Source organism: Roseiconus lacunae, from assembly GCF_008312935.1.
In the GTDB taxonomy this organism is placed as follows: Bacteria; Planctomycetota; Planctomycetia; order Pirellulales; family Pirellulaceae; genus Stieleria; species Stieleria lacunae.
Genome location: NZ_VSZO01000008.1, coordinates 145,889 through 171,408, shown reverse-complemented (window position 1 = coordinate 171,408; position 25,520 = coordinate 145,889). Strand labels below are relative to the sequence as shown.

Here is a 25,520-nt window from a genome sequence, read left to right as displayed (position 1 = left end):
GCTTGCTCATTTGATGGACATGGCACTCACCATCTTCTACGATGGCAAGGTGATCGGGCGGGGGCGGCATGACGCTGGAGAGCTGGCTCGCAGCCGCCGCCGAGTCTCCTGGACTGACCACTCCTTGCTTGGTATCGCTTCTTAGCCATGCGGTCAGGAATCGAGCTGATATGAGTCAGAAACTGAAATGGACCCTGGTTGCTGTCGTCTCAATTTGGGCGGTCGCATTGTTCGTGCTGCTTGCTAAACCCAAGCCGACAGTTGTTCGAAATACGCCCGTCACGGAACGAATACCGACACAGATTTCATCGCGTCCTTCACCGGCGAAGACCATTGAAGCGACGCCGACTATATCGCGTAGCGACGGTTATCTTGGTTCTGATTCATGTCAAGAATGCCACCAAGACTACCACCAGTCCTGGCATGAATCGTATCATCGGACGATGACCCAAAGCGTCAATCCGGAGAGTGTTCCTGCGTCGATTGTCGATGGCGGTTTGATCGAAGTGAACGGAGAATCGTTTCGGTTTCTTCGTGAAGGCGATGATTACTTTGTCGAACTCGATGACCCGATCGCCGGCGGTCGGCATCTCAAGCGACGGCTTGTTCTCGTCACCGGTTCTCATCACATGCAAGTGTTTTGGTATGAATCCGGCTACGACAAAACACCGGCGCAGCTACAAATCATGTACTACATCGACGGTGATCGATGGATCCCGCGACGTAGCGCGTTCCTCCGCCCGCCGAGTATGGAAAAAGAACACGAATTGGGGCGATGGAACAGTATCTGTAGCAACTGTCATTCGACGCAGCCAAGGACACGTCCGCCGCAACGGGGGGAAGTCGCCTGGGACACGCGAGTCGCCGAATTCGGGATCACTTGCGAAGCTTGTCATGGTCCTGGCGAAGCACACGTCGAAGGTCATCGGCTACGCGCTGCCGACCCCCAACTGGCTGATTTCGACGATCCAATCGTCAATCCGGCAGGACTGCCAACCGATTTGAAATCTGACATGTGTGGTCAGTGTCACGGAATGATGATGATCAGCATTGCTGACGTCGAGCAACGCGAAAAATACTTCGAGCAAGGACGCCAATTCCGTCCCGGTGATCAAATCGAAGACGCGCCATTTCTACAGCTTGTCCGTGCCAGCAAGGAACATCGCGACACCAAGGCGTTCCGCGAGTTTGATTCGCATCATGGCGTCATGGCCGGTCACTTTTGGCCCGACGGACAACTCCGTGTCACCGGACGCGACTATTCGGGAATGATTGAATCGAAGTGTTTTCAAGACGGTGACTTGAGTTGTATGTCTTGCCACACAATGCACCAGCAGGAAAAGACGCTACAGCACGAGTGGAAGGACGACCAACTCAAACCCAACATGCGGACCGACCGAGCATGCTTGCAGTGTCATCCAAAATACGAAGCACTCGGTTCGTCCCACACACACCATCCCGTCGGTTCGGAAGGCAGTCGTTGCATGAACTGTCATATGCCACACACGATCTATGGGATCTTAAAAAGTAGTCGATCGCACACCATCTCCAGTCCGTCGGTCACGACAACCCTAGAGACCGGACGTCCCAACGCTTGTAATCTCTGCCATTTAGATCACACGCTTGAGCAAACGGCAAAACACTTGGCAGCTTGGTATGACCAACCGATCCCAGAACTGACCGGTCATCAGAAAACGACAGCCGCTTCGATCCTCCAGTTCCTTACCGGTGACGCCGCCCAACGTGCTCTTCAGGTCAACGCGTTTCAGTGGAAACCGGCGCAAGAAGCTTCCGGCACTGACTGGCTGACACTTTTCTTGTTGCTCGGGATGGATGACGAATACGATGCGATTCGCTTGATCGCCGAACGTGGCTATCACACGTTGCCAAACGCGACACAGTTTGACTATGACTTTTTGCAGCCGATGCAGCGTCGGGGCGCAGTGATGGGGCCGCAATACATGAACGTACTACGGAAAAAACAGAAACCCAATTCGGCATTGCTGATCGACCAAGATGGGTTTTTCGATCGGAGACGTATGGAGGCGTTGATGAGTCGTCGTGACCACACGCCGATCTATTTGCAGGAGTAGGAACACGCGTCAACACGTATTCGTTTCCCCCGCAACTACCGGGAAGTGATCTCGAATCAGTGATCCGAAGAGTGCGATCCGTCACAGCGAGGCATCCGCTTGGACAACCCACAAATGCAATCATGGATTCCCTTGCCTTCAAAGATGCGAGGGATGGATTTTTCGATTCGAGACAATCGCGTCTTCGATTGTTTGGCTCCATTGAAGTGCAACACATAGCCCCGGCGTCGGCCCGGAGTTAGCGCGTCGAAGGCCGCTTTTAAACGCGGGTTTTGATCGTACATTTGAAGCAACTCATCGGGGATTTCGAGTTCATCTTTCTGTCGAAACTCGACGCTCACGCCCGACTTTTCGATCTCTATCGCTTCGCGAATAAACCTTTGCACCGAGGATTCTAAGGCCTCAATTTCGCTGACGCTTCGAAAACGCAGGACTCGCGCCGATTGCGAGTTTTTTCCTGGGGCGACCAGCATTTGCTCAGGGTCGGTCAGCAAGACTCCTTTGAAAAAGCTTAACGTGCACGTCTGCTTCAGGCTGGCGAGCATTGCGACGTTGGCGTCACCGTACGTGTAGCACGGTGCACGCCATTTATACGCTTCTTTTAAGCCACCGCCGATAAGGAGCGATCGGAGTGTTCGCAGTTCCCGCGGCCAACGCGTGTCTTGGCGGATGTAGTCGGTCACTTGAGGGTCATATTTAGCCATTTCGATCGCTCTTGTCATGACTAGCCGAATAACATGAGCCACCGTGGACTGGCAACAATGATGGCTAACACTTGTCGGTGAATGAATCCGATCCAGATCCCGAATCGAAACCAAGCACTACCCATAGAAACACAAATACGCGGTTTCTTGTTTGACAACGACTTGGAATTTTTCGTTGGCGGCTACGCGAAAATTGTGGCCGGTTTTAAAACTTTCAAATGCGTCCGCACCGGGAAGTTTAACTTCCAGTTCGCCAGAAACGACCTTCATCAACTCGTTTTCGCTCGTGCCGAATTCGTATTCTCCGACAGCCATCACGCCGGCGGTCGCTTTTCCCTCGCCGTTGCTAAACGCGATCGATTTGACTTTGCCTTCGAAGTATTCGTTTACCTGCATCGCCGTTGTCCTAATTCTATTGCAATAGGTTTAAAGAGAGGAAAGTGAATCGCCATTGGTAATTCAATTTCGCATCGGTTGCAATTGGACCGAAGGCAATCGGACCGGGCCTGGGGCAAAGGCCGTCGGGAGCAAAACGACAAAGAAAACCGATCGACTGAAACGGAGAGTCGTTGCCCCAGCAACAAGCCCGCCCAGCCGACCGGCGTCAACGATGGTATCGCCTGAGAATCTCGCGTCAAACATTTATGGCTGACAAATTACAATTACACTCGTTGCAAGGGGGATTCAAATCACTCGGATTGACCAACTAGGGCTGCTGTTGTTGCGGATCTCCGCCAACGTCGGATCGTTCCAACGCAATTTCAAGCGCCCAGCCGGTGAAGGAGGCGTAGTTGAAATTTTTGTAGGGGCGCGGTGATCCGGGGGCGGAACGGTTCGCATCGATCACCTGTTGCATCACGCCGCGCAGGGACGAAACTCGCTTGCCCAAACGTGCCAGCGTACTCGCGGCCTCCAACGCAACCCATGGGCGTTCGTGTTGCAAGGCGTCTCCCAACGCCGTCAACGCCATCTGATTGTCGGGGGCACATACCAGCAAAGCTTCGGCCGCCGCGATTCTAACTGACGGCGAATCATCTCCGAGCGCAACGATCAAACCATGCATGATTGTCTCGTCGTACGCTCCTCCAAAACATTTCGCATCGGCAGTGCATGCGACACATGACCAGTATCGGACGGCGGCTTCCGAGTCACTTATTCCATTGGCAGTCGCTCGCGAGTCCAAACGCCCCTTGCCGACCTGCCAAGCGGCGTCAAGAATTCGCGTCAGCCTCTCGGTCTGCATCGATTGCATGATGTCGAAAGGCGTCGTGCCTTGCTGTTGTGCGCGTCGTTGATACTCCGCTTCGGTCAATAGTCCGCTGTCTCGATGCTGCAGCATCCACGATTTCAGCTGCCGACGCAGCTTTGATTTAATCGATTGCAAACCCGCTTGATCGGCTAAGTTGATCAGCTCATGTGGATCGGTCTGAAGGTCGTAAAGTTCTTCGACCGGTTTTTGATCGGCCCACATCTTTGCCGCCGGTGGGGCTAGTTCGCCGGCATGATGCAATCGCCGCAACTCACGCATTGATGCTTTGCGGTCGTCGAAAATTACCGAATCCTGGATGTACGGCAGATGAGGTAAGAAGTGTCGTACGTAGAGGTAGCGTCCGTCGAACACGCTACGTGAAATTTCGAACATATCGTCGGCGCGGCTTCGCGCACCAAAGACATATCGTCGTGGTGGAGGCACGTCGGTGCCGAGGAACGGAACGCCTTGAAGCGGTGGTGGGATTTTGCAGCCAGCGAGTGCCAACGCGGTAGCCGGGAAGTCGACGAAACTAACGAGACGATCGGTGTCCGCGTGTTCGCTGCCTTCGACATCGCTGCCTTCGGCGAGTTCAGGACAGAGGCGGCGATACTTTTCGGGGACATGGATGATCAGCGGAACCCTCAAGCCGGAATCGTTTAGCCAACGTTTGTACCGAGGTAATCCATTGCCGTGATCGCCAAAGACAAACACGAAGGTGTTTTCCAAATCGCCACTCTGTTCCAGCGAATCCAAGACTGCGCCGACTTTGTGATCGAATACGGTGGCAAGATCATACATGCCGGCAAAGATACGTCGGATCTCAGGCGTATCGGGATAGAATGGTGGCAGCGTGACCATGCCCGGATCATGACGTTCTTCGGGCTTCAGTTCTGCGACGGCCTGGTCGTATCGGTCCTTTAAGTTGATACGGCCTTCGTGGGTCTCGCCGATCGTGATAAATCCAAAAAACGGTTGCCCCGATTTGCGGTGCTCCCAGGGGGCAAGCTCATCTGTCCACCGATCCCAAATTCCATCGGGCGAAAAGTTGTAGTCGGATTTACCGGTGTTTGTGCAATAGTAGCCGGCTTGACGCAAACGGATGGCAAGCGGTTGAATCGAACTTGGGATCTCGACTTCACATCGCAGGTGTTGAGTCCCGAGACTGGTCGCGTACAAACCGGTCGCCAAGCAGGACCGCGAAGGAGAGCAGATCGGTGCGGTTGCGAACGCTTGGTGATAAACAACGCCTTGGGAAGCCATCTGATCGATCCGAGGCGTTCGCGCATCGGGGTGCCCGTAGCATCCCAGGTGCGGACTCATGTCTTCGGCATTGATCCAAACGATATTCGGAACCTCAGCTCGCAGCGTTTCGGCTGCGGTGGAGATGACGGTCAGGGTTCCGAATACCAACGCCGCAATAAACGTAAAGACTCGCAAGGCACTCTCCGCCGGGATACGTTCATGAGAAGACCAACGAAGATCAAGCGATCGACGTCATCATGGATGGCGATATTGTAGGCCAAACGACGATCGGAGACGTCAGCCAGCTAGCACGTCTCGTCGCGAACGATCGCGGCGGCCTTTAACAAGTGATCGGAAAATGTTGAGTGTGCGAAGGATCATCCGACGTTTTCGCCGCAACGCTTTGTCACCAATGACCCAGCGGCGGAACATGCCCGCAAAGAACGGGATTGATTCACTGCGCTCGCGAATTTCGGGTTTCAAGTCTTCGTTGTTCGCCATGAATTCGAGGATCTGGTAGCCATAGATAGGCATGATGACTTCGTGGTCAACAAATCCGATCGCGGCTAGGCGTTGGATATTGGTCGGGCTCGCGGCGAAAGTCAGCATCCGAAAGTCGTCGCGCATCGGATCTTCCGCGAGCACGGCGATCTGATAGAAAATCGCGAAACTGATCGCGTTGGAGAGTTTCTTGGCCGGTACGCTTGCCCCGACGGGAAACTCGACCCCGGAATCGAGGACCAGGAACTGACTTTGTGGAAGGATGTCGTCGCCGGTGATGTCCATGAACGAGATTTCGCCACGCCGTAACTTGTTGTACGCTTTTTCGGTCACTGGCAATGTCACCGTAACGCCAACGCGGCGATCATCGACAGTCGCATGTAAGACGGTCTCGTCGTTCTGTTTCCAAATCTTGACGTAGCGATCGATGTAGCGTGTGCGTTCGCGGTCTAGTAGTCGGTCTGCTAGCAGGAATTGTTCGACCTCCTCGCCGGAACGTTTCAGATGTTCCTCCCAGCTATCACGCATCGCTCCGACCGTGCGATAGACATCGGCTTCGCTAACACAGTAGGCGCCGTCGATTGGCATCAAGTGGCGTTGAATAAAACCGCTCAGGCTCCAAGGCCAAGAAGCAAAAACGTGTTCTGTTGGCCGGACGGTGATGGGATCGGAAACCATTTCATCGATTCGCAATCCGAGCACTCGGCCAATTGCTTCGAGGTGCCCCAGTTTCGACGTGACCACGGCCGCCTCTGCGCTGACCACGAAGTCAACCGTCACGTCGGCCGCTTGGGCGACGTCTTCTTGCGTCATTCCACGATCCAGGCGTCGTTCGCGGATAAGGTTTCCACGAGGGCAGATGGAATCGTAAGCAGTCATCAAATGTCGAATCGTTTTGAAGTAACCGCGACGTGAAAACTCGCGAGCCGGTAGATGAGTCCCTTATTGTGATCCGTTTCTGTCGCTTGGAAAGGCTTGTTCAACAAAGCGTGAGCTACGACGCCGATGTGACGACGCCAATGCGAAATCGGTCAAGACAGTATTCGAAAACGGTCAAATCAATCCAATCAATTTGCTTTGCTCAAAAGTTACAGTTTTTGGTATTGGTCGATTTTGCCAACCGCCCTAAACTTCTCGCCCGTGCAGGAGGCACCGCTCGCCAAGGCAAGCAAGTTCGTCGCATGATGCGATTGATCGAAAGGATTCGACACGACTAGGATGTCACCATACACCGCACCCCAGCGACCCGCGTGGTCGCTGGGGTTGCTTGTTTTGGTGACGAGTTGCCCCTTGATCGCAGAAAACGATCGATGCTTCGACAACAGCTGATTTGTCTCTATTGAACGCATCGGCAGGCCAAAGCCCGCCAACCACTAGGTGGTTCGTCAACTTCTGAATTAGCGATCAGCCGATCCTAGGTGCCACACGAGGTCCCGGGTGATACATTGGTGAGTGCACGCAGACGCATCCACTTTCCAAGGTAAACATCATGTCTCGATTTCGCCCAGTTTTATGTCTTGTTGCCACCCTTATGGTTGGTTTGGGGGCCACTTCCCACGCCGACGAAAGCAAGTGGATTTCACTTTTCGATGGCAAAACTCTCGATGGTTGGCAAAAGGTCGGAAGCGACGAAAGCCATTGGGAAGTAAAAGACGGCGCCCTGCACGGCACCGGAAAACCATCGATGTTGGTCACCACCAAAGGGCCATACAAAAACTTTCGTTATCGTGCCGAGATCAAGATCAACGATGGCGGTAACTCCGGGATGTATTTCCGCACGACTGCCAAGCCCGGTTTCATGGACGGCTATGAAGCTCAGATTGACAGTACGCATACTGATCCGATTCGAACTGGTTCGATCTACGGGATGTGTCATGTCTACAAGCAACACGTTAAACCTGGCGATTGGTTCAGTTACGAAGTTGAAGTCCGCGACGATGTTTGGCGCGGACGCGAGATGACTCGAATCAAAGTCACGATCGATGGCAACGAACTTTACGAGTACCTGGATTTTGCCAAAACGTACAAAGAAGGTCACTTCGCGTTTCAACAACACGATCCCGGCAGTGTCGTCGACATCCGAAAAGTCGAAGTGATGCCGCTGGAAGATTGAGCGTTGGCTTAATCGATCGCTCTCTCACTTAATCCAGATACGCAGCGTTCCTGTAAAGGAGGCTGCGTTTTTTTGTGCCGATCACGTCCCGATTCCCTGAGTCCGCTGGTCCTCAGTCCACATCGGGATTTTTTCAAAGTGGGGGCAAGGGGAAATCGATCAGGCGATCAGCGTCGGCCGAAACACAACCGTGGTGTACCCGGTGCGGTCGTACCCAAACTGACCCGGAACGCAGAAGTTCCGAGCAACCTGGGCTTCGCGCGATGCCAGCCCATCGGTGTTTCTTGACGGTCTATACTGTGAGCCGAAAGGAAACGCGATGTCTGCCAACGTTTGTGCCGAGGTCGGTAGTGCTCCGTCTAAATCGATGTTCGGGTTCGGGGCATCAGCCGACGGGCGTTAACGCCGGTTATTGCAGCGAAACCGTAGCGAGCGCCATGCGGCTAATGCTAGTTTCAGAGGTTGAGAAAGCACTAGCCGTGCTCTGTGTCGGAGGACATAGCCCGAACGCTAGCAGGTTCGGCTCTCGTTTCGAGTGGCTGACGTGGGTCTAAGTCAATCGCTTCGGTCGTCTCGCGTCAATCATGCTGTCAACTTCAAGTTATCCCATCACTCCTGCCCTCCTGCCGCGTCCGATGAATCTGAAATTTTGTTTCGTCTTGCTTTCTTTGTTGCTGGTCTGGCAACCGGCAATTGCTCAAAAATCAAACTCAATCGGCCAACTCGATCCCGAGATGGCCGATGCGAAATCATCTGCCGATGGGTTGAGTTGGCATGACGTCACGACCTGGGGTGTCGAGGGACGAATTCTTCCCGATCAAGAACGGCTTCGTTGGTTCGATCGCTTCCCAGCGTCCGCCGAAAAATCAGTGACGTCGAATGTTTGGAACCTCAGCCGCCATTCACCGGGAATGATGGTGCGATTCAAAACGGACGCGACCAGCATCCATGTCCACTACCAGTTAATGAGCTCTCGGCTCGCGATGCCGCATATGCCGGCAACAGGCGTCAGTGGGATCGATTTGTATGCGCGTGACAACGATGGAAAATGGCGATGGGTTCAAGTGACTCGTCCGACGACGCAAGAAGTGAAAACACAAATCATAAAAGACCTCGCGCCGGGCGAACGAGAGTACGCCGCATATTTGCCGCTTTACAACGGAGTTAACTTTTTAAAGATCGGTGTCCCTCAGGAAAGTTCCTTCGAATCACTCGCGCCGCGTCAGAAACCGATTGTGTTTTACGGCACCAGCATTACACACGGTGCTTGTGCCAGTCGCCCGGGGATGGTTCACACCGCAATTCTTGGTCGCAGATTTGACCAGCCGGTCGTCAACCTTGGTTTTTCTGGGAACGGGCGAATGCATCCCGAGGTCGGCGATTACTTGGTTCAAATCGATGCGTCCGTTTACGTGATTGACTGCCTGCCGAACATGAACGCCGCGATGGTTGCCGAGCGATGTATCCCTTTGGTCCAGCAAATCCGCGAGCATAAACCGAATACGCCAATCATCCTGGTCGAAGATCGCCGTAACACGAACAGTTGGATCTTGCCGGCGAGAGATGCTCATCACACGGCGAACCATCAGGCCCTCAAGGAAGCGTACAAGACGTTGACTGAGAAGCAGACAAAAAATCTGTTCTACATTCAGGGCGATCATCTTTATGGTGACGATGGTGATGGGGCAACCGACGGATCGCACGCGAGTGATCTTGGTTTCGTAAGGCAAGCCGATGTGTTTGAACCGGTCTTGCGACAAGCCCTCACGCCATAACCGCATCCGAAACGCGACGAAGGCCGGATGACGAACTGACGGTGCAGCGATGGCGATTCGGCCACGACGTTGATCCCTTCGGCAGATCGGTTCATAGTCGTGGAGAAACCAGAATTCACTTCTGGGGACCAACGGGAATTCAAATCATTGAAGGATCACGAACGAATGCTGCCTCAAACATTTTCCGATGAAGCCGACCTGGAACGGTGGCTTTGTGAACCTTCGGATGCCTTGATTGAATTCTGCCGGTCTCTGCGAGGTCGCCTATTGATCTTGGGGGCGGGCGGGAAGATGGGGCCAACGCTTGCGGTTCGGGCGCAGCGCGCGATTCACCTCGCCAATAGCGAAGCGACGGTGACCGCCGTTAGTCGCTTCACAAACTCGGCGGCTAGAACTTGGCTGCAAAATCATGGCGTTGAAACCTATGCGGCTGATTTACTCGACCGCAGTCATGTCGACTCACTACCCGAAGCAGATCATGTGATCTACTTGGTCGGTTCAAAGTTCGGGACCCGTCAAAACCCTTCTCGCACCTGGGCGGTCAACACGATCGCGCCCACGTATTGTTTGCAACGTTATCAGACACAGCCGATCGTTGCTCTTTCGACGGGCAACATTTATCCGCTTGTTTCGATTGATTCAAGTGGTTCAGCCGAAAGCGATTCTGTTGGGCCGATCGGAGAATACGCCAATGCGGCTTTGGCACGCGAGCGATTGTTTGAGTACTTTTCGATCGAGAACAAAACGCCCGTGGTTCTAATTCGATTGAACTACGCCGTCGAAGCGCGTTACGGCGTCTTGGTCGATTTGGCGATCAAGGTACACTCCAAACAGCCGATTGATTTAACCCAGGGTTACTTCAACTGTATCTGGCAGGGTGATGCCAATGATGCGATTATCCGCGCGCTGCCAATGGCAACGTCACCGGCGAATGTACTGAATTTGACCGGCGATTCGGTTCTCTCAGTTCGCTCCGTTGCCGATCGATTCGGCGAATACTTTGGCCGTGATGTGACCTTCATCGGACAAGAAGCAACGACGGCACTATTGAACGATTCGTCGCTGCTGCACCGGCACTTCGGTAAACCGAGCGTCGACTTAGAACGGATGATCGGTTGGATCGCAGATTGGGTGCAACGCGATCAACCATTGCTAGGCAAACCGACTCACTTCGAAGTCCGCGACGGCGGATTCTAAAGACTCGAAATCTCGAACACGCAATGAAGACACCTGATTTGGTGCGCAAGCAGCTATTTGCCGGTCTCGTGATCCCGGCACATCCATTAGCGTTGACCGCCGCAGGAAAATTTGACGAGCGGCATCAGCGAGCACTCACGAGGTATTACTGCGCCGCCGGAGCGGGCGGATTGGCAGTCGCGGTGCACACGACACAGTTTCAAATACGCGATCCGCCATTCGATCTTCTGCGGCCGGTGCTAGAACTTACGATGGAGACGGCACGTGATTGTCGTCCAGGCGATCAATCAACGATCATGATCGCTGGGATCTGCGGTTTGACTCAACAAGCACTTTCGGAGGCTCGTTTGGCGCGCGAGCTTGGCTACGATGCGGGCTTGCTATCGCTGGCCGCGTTACCAGGGGGTGACGATGACGAGTTGATCGAACATTGCAGTACCATCGCCGCCGAAATCCCAATCCTGGGGTTCTATCTTCAACCCGCCGTAGGCGGGCGTCTTCTGTCGGTTGAATTCTGGCGACGATTTATCGAGATTGAAAACGTGGTTGGGATCAAGGTTTCTCCGTTCGACCGCTACAAAACCCTGGACGTCGTCCGAGCCTTGGCTGACGTTGGTCGGACTGACCAAGTCGCCTTGTACACGGGAAATGATGATGCGATCGTCAGCGATTTGGTCAGCGAGTATCGCTTTGACGCTCAAGGACCGACGATCGAATTTTGCGGCGGGTTACTTGGTCACTGGGCCTGCTGGACCAGGGCAGCGGTCGATGTGCATCGGCAGTGCCAAGCGGCAAAGCAGTCGGGCAGTGTTCCGAGTTCACTGATGCGATTGGCAGCGCAGGTGACCGACTGCAATGCGGCGTTGTTTGATGCCCGCAATCATTTCGCAGGCTGTATTGCCGGGATCCAAACGGTGCTGTTCGACCAAGGCTTGCTCTCCAGCGATCGCTTGCTCGATCCCCAAGAACGTTTGTCGTCCGGCCAACGTGAAGCGATCGAGCGAGTCCGATCACTCTATCCGTACTTGACCGACGATGCGTTCGTTCAAGAGCATCGCGACGAGTGGCTTCGATGACACTTCATCGCTTCGTGCGGGGTTAGAAGAGTTCGATCAACCGTAACGCAGCAATCGCGGTGAACGCTAACAGGATTCCGTTGAACAGTTTTTGCGAGACACGCGAAACAAGCCATCGCCCAACGAAAATCCCGATCGGAATTGCGATCGACATCAATGCGCCGATCAGGAGTGATGTCCCGGTGATCAACCCAAGGTCATAGCTGAGCGGCAGTTTGAGAACGTTCAGAACGAGAAATAACCACGCAGCCGTGCCGATCAACTCCCACTTCGGAAGGCTGATCGCAATAAGGTAAAGCGCGACGACTGGGCCGGCCGCGTTCGCCAGCATCGTCGTCAATCCAGCCAGGAATCCGAGACTAAGGGCGAAAGCGTAGGAATGTGGGATCTTGTCAAACCAACCGGGTTTCCACATTCGCAGTACCTGCACCCCGGTCAGAGTTAGGATGATGACGCCGACTAAGCGTTTAAAAATCGTTTCGTCCAGAATTCCCATCAATAACCAGCCAACGACGATCCCGGCGAGCGTCGGTGGCAACAGTCTTCGCACCTGCCCCCAATCGGCTTTGCGGCCAAACACTTTGATCGCGAAAAAATCACCAACGACGAGCATCGGAAGCAACACACCGGTCGACTCCTTTGCACCGAAAACTGATGCGTAGACGACGACGTGAAACATGCTCACGCCGGGGAACCCCGACTTTGAAATGCCGATCCCCATCGCACCGAGAAACAGCCAAACGAGTTCGATTGACGATAAATTGGAAAGCATTTCGGTGGTGTGCGGAGAGGACGGAGGGAAACTCGGGTGCCCAGAACCATAACCTTTTCCCGGTCGCTCGTTAACTGGGACTGCCGGCGTGCACGGTTTGGGCGGACGTGACTGGCGATTCGATCACATCGGTTGCCAATCGTTTGACCTTTCCGCGCTGTGTTCAAGGGTTTTGTATGACCGCGATAGCGGACAAGATTGATTGAACTGCTCGGCCAACGAAATGCGTCTTATGGAATCGTTTTGACGCATCACCCTCATCAGATGTGCAGCCCCGGGGAATCTGGAGGATTGGGGGCTTGGCGAGACGGATCTTGGGGAGAAGCCTTGCGATCGGGCTGGACTCCGCTCGCGAAAGTCGACTAAGACCGAGCTTGTTAAAGATTTCTGATTGGGAAGTCGACAACGACCTATATTCGTCTATCAGCTATCATCCATCCCCCCGCTAGTTCCGGTCCACGATCGCGATGCGTTGGAATCTTGCTTATCGCACGCTGTTTCACGACCGAGGAAAGCTAATCGCGGGTTTGGTTGGCGTGATCTTTTCCGTCGTTCTGGTCAATATCCAAGGCGGGTTATTCGTCGGGTTGATCAGCAAGGCGAGCATGTTGGTCGACCGCAGTCACGCCGATATCTGGATCGGACATCGCGGAATGCACAATGTGGATTTCGCTCATTCGATTCCCGAACGCTGGCGACATGTGGTCGAAGGCGTCCAAGGCATCGACAACGTTCAACCGTTACGTGTCGAATTCAGCGAAATCAGTTTGCCGGGCGGTGGATACGAAAACGTCGTTTTAGTGGGCGTTCCCGAGACGACCAACCTTGGCCGCGCCTACGAGATTGTTGAAGGTCCGCCGGACGCACTTCAGCAACAAAACGGCGTAATCGTTGACATCTGCGACGATCAAAAACTTGTGTCGCCCGAGATCGGTGACTTGCGGGAAATCAACGGACGCCGCGTTCGGGTTGTCGGGAAGTCGAACGGAGTGCTGAGTTTCCTGGTGACTCCTTACATTTTTACCGACTACGATCGCGTCCTTGAAATCATGGGCAGCGATCCAACACGGACGTCGTATCTATTGGCCAGAGCAGAGCCTGGTGCGGACTTGCATCGGATCTGCGACCAGATTGAAGCGGTCTTGCCGGACGTCGAAGCGATGACCAGCGAGGAATATGCGTCGGTCAGTATCAATTTCTGGATGACGCGTACGGGGCTGGGGGTCAGCTTTGGGGCTGCGACACTTCTCGGGCTCTTGGTCGGATTGGTGATGGTCGGCCAGACGCTCTATGCGATGGTGCTTGACCGAGTCTCGGAATACGCGACGCTGCGGGCGATCGGACTAAGTGAACGCGAGTTGCTGAGTATCTTAATCCTTCAATCTGCGCTGGTCGCAACAATTGGCATCGCCATTGGAATGGTGATTACCGTCATTTTAAAGACGTTGTTGAGCACGCCACGAGCGACGATCGAAATTCCTAGCATGCTTTACGTCGGATGCGCGGTGCTGATTTTTTGCATCTGCCTATTCGCATCGGGACTTCCGTACCTGCGAGTTCGCCGCATCGATCCCCACACGGCGCTGCAATCATGAGTCACTCCACCCCAATCGATGCGTCGCAGCCGGCAACCGCGGTCCACGTCCCCGTCATGGCCGACGATGCGATTTCCGACGGCAACCCTACTCGTCGGTCGAAGATCAGCGATACGATCGCGATCGAAGCGTCAGGTATTAGCAAGACGTACCTCATCGGTGGATCAGAACGTCCGGTTCTTGATGGGATCGAGTTTCGTTTAAGAGAACGTGAATGCGTTTTCCTAGTCGGCCCATCGGGCAGTGGCAAAACCACGTTGCTCTCGATCTTGGGCCTTTTGCTCTCACCCGATGCCGGACGCATTCGGTTCTTCGACGAACAAGTCGATGGATTGGACGAGCAGGCGCGGACGATGGTGCGTCGACAGATGATTGGGTTCGTATTTCAGCGATTTCAGCTAATCGACGGGTTGGATGCACAGGACAATGTCGCGATTCCGTTGACGATGCATGGCGAGCCGATCGCAATGGCTCGCAAACGTTCCGCCGCGTTACTCCGTCGTATGGGGCTTGGCGATCATGTCAACGCACTACCGTCTTCGATGAGTCCAGGACAATGCCAACGCGTGGCGCTCGCTCGCGCCGTCGTGGCTCAGCCGAAATTGATTCTGGCCGACGAGCCAACGGCGGCTCTTGATAGTCAGTCTGGCAAAGGGGTGATGGACTTGCTGACCGAGCTAACCGATGAATTCAACACGTCCACCGTCGTAGTCACCCATGACCCACGAATCTATCGCTACGCCGACCGCGTATGCGAGATGGAAAACGGGAGGTTCAAATGAGACAGTTGATCCTCGCAGGGACCCTGGCGGCCGTGGGCACAGGAGTGATGGTTGCCTTCGATCAGCAACAGCTCAATCGCCCGCTCGCCCCTGACCCGATTCCGTTGACGGTCGACGCGGCTTCGTTTGGCCCGATGATTCACGCGGCCGGACGAGTGGAAGGGCGATCCGAACCGATTTCGATACGACCGCATTTCCCGGGACGGATTGAAACGCTGCCAGTTGCAAGCGGTACCCGCGTCAGTACAGGTGAGGCCCTTCTGAAATTAGACTCACAGCGATACGAAGCACTTCGAGATCTCGCCGCTGCTCAATTGGAAGCCGCACAAGCGAAGCGAATGCGTTTGGTAGCCGGTGCGCGACCGACGGAAATTGAAGCCGCACGTCAAAACGCCGAAGCCGCCCTTGCTCGCTACGAAGGCGCACGGAATCGATTCGAGCGTGCGGCAAAACTGTTCAATCGAAACGCGATCAGCGCACAAGAGATGGAGGATTATCGCTACGATCATGACTCAAGTCTCGCGTTGTTGAACGCAGCCCGCAAGCGATTCGAAACCGTCAAGGCAGATCCGCGACCGGCAGATCTGTTGGCCGCCGACGCAGCGATTGCGTCAGCAAAAGCGGAATTGCGGATGGCGGAGATTGATCTCGATCGTTGCCAGGTTAAAGCGCCTTGTGATGCGATTGTGCTGGACATCGATGTGCGAGTCGGTGAATGGATTAGTCCCGAGAACCCGGCGCCGGCGCTGCAAATCGTCGACGCCAGTCAATTGCGCGTCGTTGCTGATGTCGACGAACGGGACGCATTGATCGTCAGCGAAGGCAAGACTTGTCGTATCACCGTTGATGCGCTTCCGGGTAAGTACTTCGAAGGAATCGTCAGCGAGATCGAACCGAGGATGGAGCCAAAAAAGATCTACGGTGGATGGGCGGGCGAACGCAACGACACTCATTCCCGAAGAGTCTGGATTGATCTTGCCAATGACGTCGCCCTGCCGATCGGAATTCCCGTTGAAGTGATGATCGAACGGGAGTGATCCGTCATTTTCGGCACTGGTAACGATGGATGATCGGGTAATTATCGATCAGCCGCCAGGTAGTTGTGCCACGATGGCGAGCACAGCGATGACTGGTGTCTTTCGGTTACGGCAGCGACGGTAGGTCGAGTTCACGGAACCCGAAGAAGATTGCCCCGTCTTGCCGATAGCTTGCCGGCGTCAACAAGTGATACGTTTGTGTCGTAGGTCGAACGTTGGACCAGCGAACCGACCACCGCGGCCCCGTCTCATCAATCCATGAAAGGTTGCCCGCGGGTAATTCTGACATCAAGTACATGGCCGTGTTGCCACCGATGTCGGAGAGATACAAAATCGGATCGGTCAGCGTTGGGGCTCCCACATAAACATTATCTTCACCGCGAAGCCGCAACAGACTTTGGTCGGTCGACAACGACTCCACGCCAATGATTTCGAAATGGGGCTGGCCTTGTTCGACCAGGAAAACGCACTGGTTTGCTTCTCTTTCGATCGATACAGGGTATTCACCACTAGGTCCCAGTCGCATCCGCAGCAGGCCACGCGGGATCTCTGCGGTCACATTCGATAGCGAAAGCTGAATCGTACTGGTGATCAATGAAGTCGCTTGTTTGATCGCACCTGCCGTATCGATCATGCGTCCGCTCACGGCCAGCAGCCCATTGTTCCACACTAACTGTAATGCTGCCGCATGATCCATCTTGATGAAGTCTGCTTCGCCGCGGACGATCGCGTTGTCGAATACCAAAGCGACCAACGGTAATGTCGCATCGGCTACTGCGGCGGTGTCTGTGTCGGCGGGGGCATCGGTTTTGACCTGAAAAAAGCAAACGCCATCATGGATCGCCTTGTTGACCAGCGTAAACGAACAGTTGTCGAATTCCGTGAGGCGGTTGTCGTTGACCAAGAACATCGCCCCGCCGTCGACTTGTTCCTGGGCAAGCTCCCAATGAAAGTCGATATTCTTGAAGTGAGTGCGATGGTTTCCGATCACCATCATTTGGCTTCGCCCGATCGCCAAAGTGTCCGTTGACACCAAACGGATGGTGGTCCGTTCGAGCGTCGATTCGATCACCATGTTGTCGCGCGGAATCGTGACTTTGCCAGTGACGACCCGCGGCGTCGCCAACTGAATTCGGTCGATTTCTAACTCTTCGGCCAACGTCAACGCTTCATCAAGGCTAGGGCAGAGAGCCGCTCCATCGGTGTCGCGATCAATCTCACCCACGCGAGTTGCCAACGCGAGCAAGCTCGGTGGGACGACTCGAACGATTTCGGGGGCCGGCAAATCGATCGCTTCTGACGCAGTTGACGAGGTGTTTGAGGCTACGGCACCCGAAGCGGCGACGCCATTTTTCGTCGGACCGGACGACATCGCATCGGGGACTTTTTCCGGGTCCGTGCGACTTGCAACCGTCGGGGGATCGCCCGCGCTGTCGTTTGCTCCCATCGTATCGACTTTCGCTGTCGAGTCGGACAGTGGCGATTTCATTTCATTTGGAAACGGCAGCGTCCCGTTGAAGCGTGGCGGCTGCGCAGCAGACTCGGAGAGTAAATCTGCCGTCATCGCCGGCGTCGGCTCTGCGGTACCGGTCGACGCCTCGTCGCTCGTGCTGCTGCTGTCGAGTTCCGCATCGTTTGGTCGTACTTCGGTCGTCGGCCCAAACAAGGGACCGGGGGGAAGACTGACATCGTCAAATGATTCGCCGCTATCAAGCGTTTCCATCTGTGTTCGTGAAGTTCCCCGTAACATCGCTTGTGGTCGTTCGATCAGGAATCCATCGCGCGTTGCCGTCGTTTGCAATTCGAGGTATCCGGCGACCATCAAGATCAGCAAGACGGCGAGCATCCAGGGCAGGTGGAACTGCAATCGCTGAAGACCTTCGTTCGCTGTTGGGATCGCGACGCCAACGCCCGACTGGGATCGACGCAGGTCAAAGCGAAACGCGAGTTCGCTGAGGTCGGCCAGCAAGTCGCCTGCGGTTTGATAGCGAGCTTTCGGATCCTTCGCCATCATCCGGTGCATGACCGCGACGACTTCATCTGGCAAGTCGGGACGCAATTGACGTGGATCAGGCAGCGGCGCGTTGCCGTGGCTGATCAATTTTTGCAGCATCGTCCCGCCGGTGTAGGGCGGCTCTCCGGTCAGCATGAAGTACAGCGTGCACCCGAGTGAATACAAGTCGCTGCGAATATCTGCGTCTCGTGGATCGAGCGCTTGTTCGGGTGAAATGTAGTCGAACGTTCCCAGCGTGACGCCACTGGCGGTCATGTCTTCGCTAAGTTCTAAATTGTCACTTCGGGCCAGGCCCATATCGACCAGCTTGACCGATCCGTCTTCGGAAACCAACAGGTTTGAAGGTTTGATGTCTCGGTGGACGATGCCGCGTTGTGACGCATGATCGAGTGCTTGTGTCACCTGCGAGGTATAAAGCACGGCGTCATCAAGGGAGAGAACGCCGCGGTCCTGAACAAGGTCTCGCAGGTTGATCCCACTGATGTATTCGAAGACGATGTAGTGCCAATCGTCATAGTCCCCCGCGTCAAACACGCGAGCGATGCGAGGGTGATCGAGCTTTGCCGCGTTCTGAGCTTCGTTGCGAAACCGACGCTGAAGTTCAGGATCGTTTCCGACAAACGGAATCACTTTCAGTGCTACGATCCGGTCCAAGCGTTGATCGTGAGCCCGAAAGACGGCGCCCATACCGCCACCGCCGATTAAGGCATCCAAGTGGTACTGGTTAAGCTGATGTCCGACCAAAACTTTGGTGATTTCGGCCGGGGTGCGTCCCGATCGTTCGCCCGACTGCGGTCGCTGGATCTGTCGAATGATGGTCTTCGCTTCGTCCAACCCCTCGACTAAAACGTCGTCCGAAGTTCCCGAAGCGGAAACGCCCGATTTTGAATCGTTGCGGTGTTGCGAGCCAGAGCCATCGCCATCCGTTCGCCGGATGATCGTTTTCTCTTCGGACGGTTTTGGTTCGTGATCCATCGAACACTGTATCCATCGGACGATGTTGGCTGACTAGAAAAGGGCGAATCGACCAAGCGTTTCCGATCACAGCGTTCGATTCGCAGCTAGGGGGACGAGAATGCTCCTCACGAGGCCAGGTCCACCTGATGCATCCTAGTCGTCGACCAACCCATGGTCAACGAACTGGCGTGTTCTCGCTAGCCTTCGTCCCCCGTGTGGATGGTCGTATCGGTCAAACGGAAAACGACACCGCCCCTCGTTTGGCATAAATCTTCAAAACACCTCTCACGATCGATGAAACGAAAGGATGCCAGTGGGTGTGACGAAACGCCCGTCGCGGGCTCCCCGATCGGCGAAACGGGCCCGCCGCGATCACGTTCGACCAGCGGATCGCGGAGGCGATTGATCAATTGATGCGTTGCGGAGGATCGTCGCCTCGGCAACCGGCGAGGCAATTGTCGACTGCGATCGATCCCATTTTCTCTCGAGTCGCAATGGTAGCACTTCCCAAGTGGGGCGCGAGGACGACTTGAGCCATCGAACGCAATTCGTCTGCGACAGTTGGTTCATGTTCGAACACATCCAACCCCGCACCACCGATTTGCTGTTGTTGTAGTGCTCGGACTAACGCCCGTTCGTCCACGACCGGTCCGCGAGCCGTGTTGATCAGGATCGCCGATTCTTTCATCTGTTCGAATTGTTTTGCACCGACGAGGTGTGTTGTCGCTTCGGTCAGCGCGACATGGATTGAAACGAAGTCGCAATCGGCGAACAGATCGTCAAATTCGCGGTACTCCAGTCCCAATTGTTTTTCTTCGTCGACCGCCAATCGGGTGCGATTCCAGTAGAGCAATCGCATCTCAAACGCCGCGGCCCGTTTCGCAGTCGCCTTCGCAATGCGTCCCATTCCGACAAATCCAATTGTCGCGCCGGAAACTTCTTGCCCGAGAAGTTGCAAGGGCTCCCAACCGGTCCATTGACCACCACGTACCAAATGGTCACCTTCGACCACGCGTCTGGCCGCCGCCATCAATAGCGCCCAAGCCATGTCGGCCGTGCAATCGGTGAGTACACCGGGCGTGTTGGTCACGGCTATGTTGCGTTCGGTTGCCGCCGGCACATCGATATTGTTGAACCCGACCGCGTAGTTTGAAACCACTTTCAATCGCGAGCCAGCATCGAGAAGTGCGGCGTCAACTTTATTCGTCAGTAAACACAGTAAGCCATCAACGTCGCGCACACCGTCGAGCAACTCTTGCCGCGTCGGGTCACGATCTAGATCGACATGAACTAAGTCTGCTTGTTGTTGCAGTCGCTTCATCGACTGTTCTGGCAGTCGTCGGGTGAGGAAAATTCGCGGTTTGTCCATGATGAAGCCTGCGGGAGGGACAGGAAGGTGATCGCCTTTTAAGCGATCGATCGTCGAGAGGGCGCAGACTAAAGATTGTTCGATAGGAAGAGAATCTTCAAGCGGTCTTCGTGGCCGTATAGGCGTAGCGATTGGTGACTGTGTCGTCGAGTAATCCGACTTGATTGATCGGTTCGATCAACTCACGGACCCGGTCGATCACGGTGTCGTCGTTGCTGTTCTGTGCCAACGCTTGATCACATTGGTGAACGATCTCGTTGACAGAACGGTCGTTGGCCAGCCAATAGTAATCCGGCGATTCACCGGCAAGCAATTGCTCTTCACAAGCGATCGCGATGGCAAAATAAATCATCGACGCGGCAGTGAATCGCGGAAAGTGGTTGATCGACCGATAGGCCATGTGTACCAGCTGATCGATGAGCGTCGCTTCCTTGACCACCGCGTCACGATAACGATCAAGATAGTCGAGTTGATAAACACGATCGCTAAGAATCAGATCCGACAACCGCTCGACGCCAGACAACGCGTGCGCGATGCCGGTGCTGTGGAGCGGGTCGATCATTGCCGCAGTCGAAGGCATCAAAACGCATCGAGCGTTGATTACGGGATCGTACAGTCGTTGCAGCCGCGGGAGGCAGACGACGTCATCGACCGGATCAATGCGTTGAGCATCTTTCAAGATCCGATGCAAGCTTGGGTATTCATCCAACCGGCGATCAAGCAGTTCGAAGCAGCGACGTTGGGTCGTAAAGTCGGCATGGATCGTCTCACCGACGTTCAGCGTCACACCAACACTGGTGACGCCATTGTTGAAGCGTAACATCCAAGCCCAACCGTCTTTGATCAGATGGTGCTGGGCCGCGGCATCTGCGTTGAATGGTTCAGTGGCACGGTCGTCACGATGCCGTGCATTGAACTCAGCCGCGAAACTGTTGACGCCGCGGTAGTGCGCGAATGTCGCGCAGGTGTGAGTGCGAAGTTGTTTCGTCAACGCCGGGCGCTCGTTAATCCTCGCCGCGACGGAACCGGCACCGCTGGCGTCAATGATCAGATCCGCGGTTAGATTTTCACGCCCGTTCAGGACGACGATGGGACCATGGTGTGGCCCGCGAAATCGTATGTCGACGACACCGTTGTTCTCGATCGCATCGACACCGGCCCTGATCGCTTGCTGAAAATGGTACGCATCGACTTCCTTGCGATACCAGTGGGTGTCGCTCACTTCGTCGCTGGGGCTGGCCGCGACCAGAAGGCTGGATTCACCCAAGAAGTTTTCACGAACGGTGTTGCCGCAGCGGCCATGTTTGAAGTAACTGAATCCACGCTTCAGCCCGCACGACAATTGTGGCAGCGTTTCTTGCCAACCACGATAGGTTGACATCGAAACCAAGTCATCCATGCCATATCGTTCACCCAGGCGTCGAAGCAATAGATCGGCGATCGGTGTTGATGATTCACCGATCGCGAACCGCGGATGCTGGCCGCGATCAACTAGTAACACTCTCACTCCGCGACTGGCCAAAATCCGCGATAAAATCGAACCGCTGAATCCGGATCCAATCACAATCACATCATACTGCTTCATGCATGACTGCTCTTTGTTCTAGGATAGCCCCTGACAAACAACGTAACCGATTTTGGTCCGAAGGTTGAAGTGTCTGATGTTTAAACTCCCACAAATCAATCGAAATACAGCAATGCTGAGTCGACGCGATCGCGTCATCAAAGACCTCGCATAAAGTCTGCAGTGTCAATGTTGGCAAAGGGCGTCGATCTTCGCCCCATCCTGCGCCATTCCGCACAGGCAGCAGGCTAATGTGACGCGCACCGACGGCAATCGCATGACGCAGCGATAGCTTCGCCCAACGAACCGCTTCAGGTGTCTTAATGCCCGGCGAGCCGATGATCAAAAAGACGCGCAAGTCGATGTCATTCGCTGTCAGCCAGCCGGCGTAGCGGTCAAATTCATCCCGCGTCATTCGTTTGCCGATTCGTGATAGCACACGAGGTTGAACTGATTCGAGTCCCACGGCGACTTCGAGTTTACCTCGCAGTCGCCGCGCAAAATCGAGGTGCCGATGGCGCCCGATCTTGGGATGGTTTTCAACGATCACGCGATCGAATGGTTCGCACCGTCTTGCGATCGCATCGTAGTCCGCCGGCGGAAGACTGGCCGCATCAAAAAAGTTGCCGCTGTTGTAGAGCTTGATCCACGACGCAGGCGGCAGTCGCCGAAGTGCGTGGTCGATCTGATCAACCGTCGCACCGACCGGCGGAGAATCTTCACGAGTGAATGCGTGCAGGTCACACATGTTGCAGCCGATCGGACATCGCCGGCCGGTCAAGAACAGGGTGTTGACGTCGACAATCGAGTTGCCCGTGCGATCGCGAAACGGTTCGCGTTCGGCCAGGAAATCGATCGGGCGATGATAGTCGAATTCGGTCACGGGCTATCGTTCGATGAAGATTCGTGAGCGAAATGGTGCACTGGTTTCACTCGGTTCACGCGTTGCAGTTGTCATCGTATGCTAAACGATCGACCGCTTGCTGTCGCTTCGCTCTTTTCATTGGTTGTCATCGAAATCATGTCTATCCCGTCTGCAGAAGAATTTGAAAAGCTTGCGTCGTTCTATTTGGGTCGGCAGTTTGACCTGGCTCGCGGCGAATTGCTCGATTCGTTGCTGATGTATGACGCGAAGGATCTATGTACTCATGCGATGTGCGTCGGGATGACCGGGAGCGGTAAAACCGGGTTGTGTCTGTCGCTACTCGAAGAGGCGGGGATCGATGGAATCCCTGCGATCTGTGTCGATCCCAAAGGGGATTTGGCGAACCTGCTGTTGACGTTTCCCGATCTTGAGCCCGAAGATTTTTTACCTTGGCTCGAACAAGCTGATGCGACCCGGCACGGCTTGTCACTTGAGGAATACGCCGCCAGGATGGCGAACCGTTGGCGAGAGGGACTGCAATCATGGGGACAATCTGCCGATCGGATACGTCGTTTCCGTGATTCGGTCGACATCGCCGTTTATACGCCCGGCAGCAACATCGGTCTTCCAATGACGGTGTTGAAAAGTCTCGAAGCGCCTTCGGCAGACTCGATCGATGACCTCGAAGCGATCAGCGACCAGGTGACGGGGACTGTGTCGGCGCTCCTCACGTTGCTGGGGTTGGAATGCGATCCGCTGGTCTCGCCGGAGCACATCCTGATATCGTCAATTTTGATCGATCAGTGGCGTCAGGGGATTCATGTCGGTCTGGGGAATCTTATTCGGCTGATTGCTTCACCGCCGATCGAACGAGTAGGGGTGATCGACTTGGATTCATTCATGCCGCCGAACGAGCGTTCGAAGCTGGCGATGCGGCTAAATAATCTACTTGCTTCACCCGCGTTTGCACCATGGCTTGAAGGCGACGCACTGTCAATCGATCGGCTGCTCTACCGCGATGACGGTCGTCCAAAAATTTCGATCCTTTCGATTGCCCATTTGACCGAAAGCGAGCGAATGTTCTTTGTCACCATCTTGTTACACGAAATGGTTGCTTGGATGCGGCGGCAAAATGGAACCAGTTCCCTGCGGTCGATCTTTTATATGGACGAAGTCGCGGGGTATTTTCCGCCGGTCGCCAATCCGCCAAGCAAGCCGCCGATGTTGACGCTTCTCAAACAAGCCCGCGCGTATGGCTTGGGGGTCACGTTGGCTACGCAAAACCCCGTCGATCTGGACTACAAAGGCCTTTCCAATATCGGGACGTGGTTCCTCGGTCGTCTGCAAACCGAGCGCGACAAGGCTCGCGTCTTAGAAGGACTCGAAGGTGCCGCGGCTACGACCGGCCATGCGTTCGATCGTTCTGCAATGGAACAGACACTGGCAGGGCTCGGCAATCGTGTGTTCCTGATGAACAACGTCCACGACGATGGGCCGGTTACCTTTCAGACACGATGGGCGATGTCGTACTTGGCCGGTCCGATGGCTCGCGGCCAAATCAGCGATTTGATGCAGGCAGAAAGGGATGCACGTGTCGCCGCGAAATCGGCACGGCGAGACAAGGATCGCCAGTCGATCGGTGAGACGGCACCGTCTCAGGAGCGTCCGATGGTGCCCGCCGGGATTCGCGAAGTGTTCTTGGGAGCCACCAAGCGTCCCGCTCGAAACACTCGGCTCGTCTATCGGCCCGGGCTATTGGGCCGCGCCTCGATGCACTTCATTCGTTCCTCGGCCGACTTGGACCTTTGGAAAGATTCTGTTCGTCTTGTCAGTGGCGATAACCAACTGCCAAAGGATCTTTGGGAATCAAGCTGGATCTTGCCGAACGATGCCGAGACATCGCAGGATCCCGATGCCGGCTTTGGTTTCACCACATTGCCTGACGCGATGGTAGGGAAGGGCGGCTATCGATCGTTCAAGTCAAAATTGAAGGACTACCTGTATCGGCATTGTTTCATCACGCTCTATAAGTGCCCGCCGCTGAAGGGGTATGCCCCGGGCGGTTGCGGTGAACGTGACGCTCGATTGCATTTCAAGCAACTGATGCGCGAGCACCGTGATTTGGAGACGGAGCGGCTGCGTGAAAAATTTGACCGCAAGATCCAGTCGCTCGAAAAGAAGATTCGCACGGCCGAAGACCGTGTCGATCGTGAGGCATCGCAGTACGAAACGGCAGCGCGGTCGACTTGGTTGTCGGCCGCTTCGTCGGTGATCGGGGCCTTCATGGGTGGGCGACGAGGCGGGGTGACCACCGTTGCCAGAGGCTTCAATCGAGCCAGTCAACAAAAGGATGATGTCCGACGCGCCGATGACGCCCTGCGTTTGCTCAAGGATGACATGCGCGAATTGGAAACCGAATTTCGCGATGCCAGAGACGAATTGATTGACGCGTTGGACTTCGACCAAATGGAACTTGAAACCGTCGACATTCCCCCGCGAAAGAGCGACCTCAAGACTGACGAGATCGTCATCGCCTGGTGCCCTTGGGAAGTCGATGAAGGTGGAGACGCAACGCCGCTATTCGACTTCGAACATGCCTCGTAGGGGAAGCC

The 25,520-nt window shown here is 55.0% G+C and carries 19 protein-coding genes; 9 read left to right on the top strand and 10 right to left on the bottom strand.

All coding sequences use genetic code 11. From position 1 onward, the window contains the following. Nucleotides 1–170 precede the first annotated feature (170 nt). Entirely contained in the window at nucleotides 171–2,093 is a 1,923-nt protein-coding gene (locus FYC48_RS12205; RefSeq protein WP_160149479.1) for a multiheme c-type cytochrome, read from the top strand. A gap of 56 nt (nucleotides 2,094–2,149) precedes the next feature. On the opposite strand, the gene FYC48_RS12200 is transcribed toward FYC48_RS12205, so the two are convergent. The 5 genes from FYC48_RS12200 to FYC48_RS12180 all read right to left on the bottom strand — a co-directional run bounded on the left by FYC48_RS12200 (nucleotide 2,150) and on the right by FYC48_RS12180 (nucleotide 7,114). Further along, the gene (locus tag FYC48_RS12200) at nucleotides 2,150–2,797 is read right to left on the bottom strand and encodes a YdeI/OmpD-associated family protein (protein WP_149496990.1); all 648 of its coding nucleotides are present in this window, start codon (nucleotides 2,795–2,797) and stop codon (nucleotides 2,150–2,152) included. Between the two features lie 117 nt (nucleotides 2,798–2,914). After that, on the bottom strand, nucleotides 2,915–3,193 hold the full coding sequence (ppnP, locus tag FYC48_RS12195; protein WP_149496989.1) for a pyrimidine/purine nucleoside phosphorylase: 279 nt from the start codon (nucleotides 3,191–3,193) through the stop codon (nucleotides 2,915–2,917). A gap of 310 nt (nucleotides 3,194–3,503) precedes the next feature. Beyond that, on the bottom strand, nucleotides 3,504–5,486 hold the full coding sequence (locus FYC48_RS12190; protein ID WP_149496988.1) for a sulfatase-like hydrolase/transferase: 1,983 nt from the start codon (nucleotides 5,484–5,486) through the stop codon (nucleotides 3,504–3,506). 102 nt (nucleotides 5,487–5,588) lie between these two features. After that, nucleotides 5,589–6,671 (bottom strand): helix-turn-helix transcriptional regulator, encoded by a 1,083-nt coding sequence (locus tag FYC48_RS12185; RefSeq protein WP_149496987.1) that lies wholly within the window; start codon nucleotides 6,669–6,671, stop codon nucleotides 5,589–5,591. A 209-nt stretch (nucleotides 6,672–6,880) separates the two neighbouring features. Next, the gene (locus FYC48_RS12180) at nucleotides 6,881–7,114 is read right to left on the bottom strand and encodes a hypothetical protein (protein ID WP_149496986.1); all 234 of its coding nucleotides are present in this window, start codon (nucleotides 7,112–7,114) and stop codon (nucleotides 6,881–6,883) included. Nucleotides 7,115–7,281: 167 nt separating this feature from the next. On the opposite strand from FYC48_RS12180, the gene FYC48_RS12175 reads away from it, so the two are divergent. From FYC48_RS12175 to FYC48_RS12160, 4 genes are all read left to right on the top strand, one after another. Further along, the gene (locus FYC48_RS12175; RefSeq protein ID WP_149496985.1) at nucleotides 7,282–7,905 is read left to right on the top strand and encodes a 3-keto-disaccharide hydrolase; all 624 of its coding nucleotides are present in this window, start codon (nucleotides 7,282–7,284) and stop codon (nucleotides 7,903–7,905) included. Nucleotides 7,906–8,546: 641 nt separating this feature from the next. Next, nucleotides 8,547–9,680 (top strand): SGNH/GDSL hydrolase family protein, encoded by a 1,134-nt coding sequence (locus FYC48_RS12170; protein ID WP_390622121.1) that lies wholly within the window; start codon nucleotides 8,547–8,549, stop codon nucleotides 9,678–9,680. 165 nt (nucleotides 9,681–9,845) lie between these two features. Further along, nucleotides 9,846–10,877, top strand: a complete 1,032-nt coding sequence (locus FYC48_RS12165) for an NAD-dependent epimerase/dehydratase family protein (protein ID WP_149496984.1) — start codon at nucleotides 9,846–9,848, stop codon at nucleotides 10,875–10,877. Nucleotides 10,878–10,900: 23 nt separating this feature from the next. Then, complete coding sequence (locus FYC48_RS12160; RefSeq protein WP_149496983.1) at nucleotides 10,901–11,953, top strand: dihydrodipicolinate synthase family protein; 1,053 nt, start codon at nucleotides 10,901–10,903, stop codon at nucleotides 11,951–11,953. Nucleotides 11,954–11,975: 22 nt separating this feature from the next. On the opposite strand, the gene FYC48_RS12155 is transcribed toward FYC48_RS12160, so the two are convergent. After that, nucleotides 11,976–12,725 carry a sulfite exporter TauE/SafE family protein gene (locus tag FYC48_RS12155; RefSeq protein ID WP_149496982.1) on the bottom strand — a complete coding sequence of 250 codons (750 nt, stop codon included), beginning with the start codon at nucleotides 12,723–12,725 and terminating at the stop codon, nucleotides 11,976–11,978. Between the two features lie 467 nt (nucleotides 12,726–13,192). Here FYC48_RS12155 and FYC48_RS12150 point away from each other — a divergent pair, with 467 nt between their 5' ends. Genes FYC48_RS12150 through FYC48_RS12140 form a run of 3 tightly spaced genes read left to right on the top strand, consistent with a single transcriptional unit; the run spans nucleotide 13,193 to nucleotide 16,139 of the window. Continuing rightward, the gene (locus tag FYC48_RS12150; RefSeq protein WP_149496981.1) at nucleotides 13,193–14,320 is read left to right on the top strand and encodes an ABC transporter permease; all 1,128 of its coding nucleotides are present in this window, start codon (nucleotides 13,193–13,195) and stop codon (nucleotides 14,318–14,320) included. After that, complete coding sequence (locus tag FYC48_RS12145) at nucleotides 14,317–15,102, top strand: ABC transporter ATP-binding protein (protein WP_149496980.1); 786 nt, start codon at nucleotides 14,317–14,319, stop codon at nucleotides 15,100–15,102. Before FYC48_RS12150 ends, FYC48_RS12145 begins: the two co-directional genes overlap by 4 nt. Continuing rightward, nucleotides 15,099–16,139, top strand: coding sequence for an HlyD family secretion protein (locus FYC48_RS12140; RefSeq protein WP_160149478.1), 1,041 nt, complete (start codon nucleotides 15,099–15,101; stop codon nucleotides 16,137–16,139). The genes FYC48_RS12145 and FYC48_RS12140 overlap by 4 nt, the downstream gene beginning before the upstream one ends. A 106-nt stretch (nucleotides 16,140–16,245) precedes the next feature. On the opposite strand, the gene FYC48_RS12135 is transcribed toward FYC48_RS12140, so the two are convergent. From FYC48_RS12135 to FYC48_RS12120, 4 genes are all read right to left on the bottom strand, one after another. Then, nucleotides 16,246–19,128: a serine/threonine-protein kinase gene (locus tag FYC48_RS12135; protein WP_149496978.1), complete on the bottom strand. Its 2,883-nt coding sequence runs from the start codon at nucleotides 19,126–19,128 to the stop codon at nucleotides 16,246–16,248. Nucleotides 19,129–19,516: 388 nt separating this feature from the next. Further along, a complete protein-coding gene (locus FYC48_RS12130) occupies nucleotides 19,517–20,479 on the bottom strand; it encodes a 2-hydroxyacid dehydrogenase (RefSeq protein ID WP_230776943.1) in 963 nt (320 codons plus the stop codon). A 97-nt stretch (nucleotides 20,480–20,576) separates the two neighbouring features. Further along, a complete protein-coding gene (locus FYC48_RS12125) occupies nucleotides 20,577–22,064 on the bottom strand; it encodes an NAD(P)/FAD-dependent oxidoreductase (RefSeq protein WP_149496976.1) in 1,488 nt (495 codons plus the stop codon). Then, on the bottom strand, nucleotides 22,051–22,926 hold the full coding sequence (locus tag FYC48_RS12120; protein ID WP_149496975.1) for a Fe-S oxidoreductase: 876 nt from the start codon (nucleotides 22,924–22,926) through the stop codon (nucleotides 22,051–22,053). The genes FYC48_RS12125 and FYC48_RS12120 overlap by 14 nt, the downstream gene beginning before the upstream one ends. A 138-nt stretch (nucleotides 22,927–23,064) precedes the next feature. Here FYC48_RS12120 and FYC48_RS28135 point away from each other — a divergent pair, with 138 nt between their 5' ends. Beyond that, nucleotides 23,065–25,512 carry an ATP-binding protein gene (locus tag FYC48_RS28135; protein WP_200836593.1) on the top strand — a complete coding sequence of 816 codons (2,448 nt, stop codon included), beginning with the start codon at nucleotides 23,065–23,067 and terminating at the stop codon, nucleotides 25,510–25,512. The last annotated feature ends 8 nt before the right edge of the window (nucleotides 25,513–25,520 follow it).

Excerpts from the sequence above, each read along its gene's own strand:
- FYC48_RS12205 (WP_160149479.1), top strand. The coding sequence starts at position 171 with ATGAGTCAGAAACTGAAATGGACCCTGGTTGCTGTCGTCTCAATTTGG.
- FYC48_RS12200 (WP_149496990.1), bottom strand. The coding sequence starts at position 2,797 with ATGGCTAAATATGACCCTCAAGTGACCGACTACATCCGCCAAGACACG.
- ppnP (WP_149496989.1), bottom strand. The coding sequence starts at position 3,193 with ATGCAGGTAAACGAATACTTCGAAGGCAAAGTCAAATCGATCGCGTTT.
- FYC48_RS12185 (WP_149496987.1), bottom strand. The coding sequence starts at position 6,671 with ATGACTGCTTACGATTCCATCTGCCCTCGTGGAAACCTTATCCGCGAA.
- FYC48_RS12175 (WP_149496985.1), top strand. The coding sequence starts at position 7,282 with ATGTCTCGATTTCGCCCAGTTTTATGTCTTGTTGCCACCCTTATGGTT.
- FYC48_RS12165 (WP_149496984.1), top strand. The coding sequence starts at position 9,846 with ATGCTGCCTCAAACATTTTCCGATGAAGCCGACCTGGAACGGTGGCTT.
- FYC48_RS12160 (WP_149496983.1), top strand. The coding sequence starts at position 10,901 with ATGAAGACACCTGATTTGGTGCGCAAGCAGCTATTTGCCGGTCTCGTG.
- FYC48_RS12155 (WP_149496982.1), bottom strand. The coding sequence starts at position 12,725 with ATGCTTTCCAATTTATCGTCAATCGAACTCGTTTGGCTGTTTCTCGGT.
- FYC48_RS12150 (WP_149496981.1), top strand. The coding sequence starts at position 13,193 with ATGCGTTGGAATCTTGCTTATCGCACGCTGTTTCACGACCGAGGAAAG.
- FYC48_RS12145 (WP_149496980.1), top strand. The coding sequence starts at position 14,317 with ATGAGTCACTCCACCCCAATCGATGCGTCGCAGCCGGCAACCGCGGTC.
- FYC48_RS12140 (WP_160149478.1), top strand. The coding sequence starts at position 15,099 with ATGAGACAGTTGATCCTCGCAGGGACCCTGGCGGCCGTGGGCACAGGA.
- FYC48_RS12135 (WP_149496978.1), bottom strand. The coding sequence starts at position 19,128 with ATGGATCACGAACCAAAACCGTCCGAAGAGAAAACGATCATCCGGCGA.
- FYC48_RS12130 (WP_230776943.1), bottom strand. The coding sequence starts at position 20,479 with ATGGACAAACCGCGAATTTTCCTCACCCGACGACTGCCAGAACAGTCG.
- FYC48_RS12125 (WP_149496976.1), bottom strand. The coding sequence starts at position 22,064 with ATGAAGCAGTATGATGTGATTGTGATTGGATCCGGATTCAGCGGTTCG.
- FYC48_RS28135 (WP_200836593.1), top strand. The coding sequence starts at position 23,065 with ATGTCTATCCCGTCTGCAGAAGAATTTGAAAAGCTTGCGTCGTTCTAT.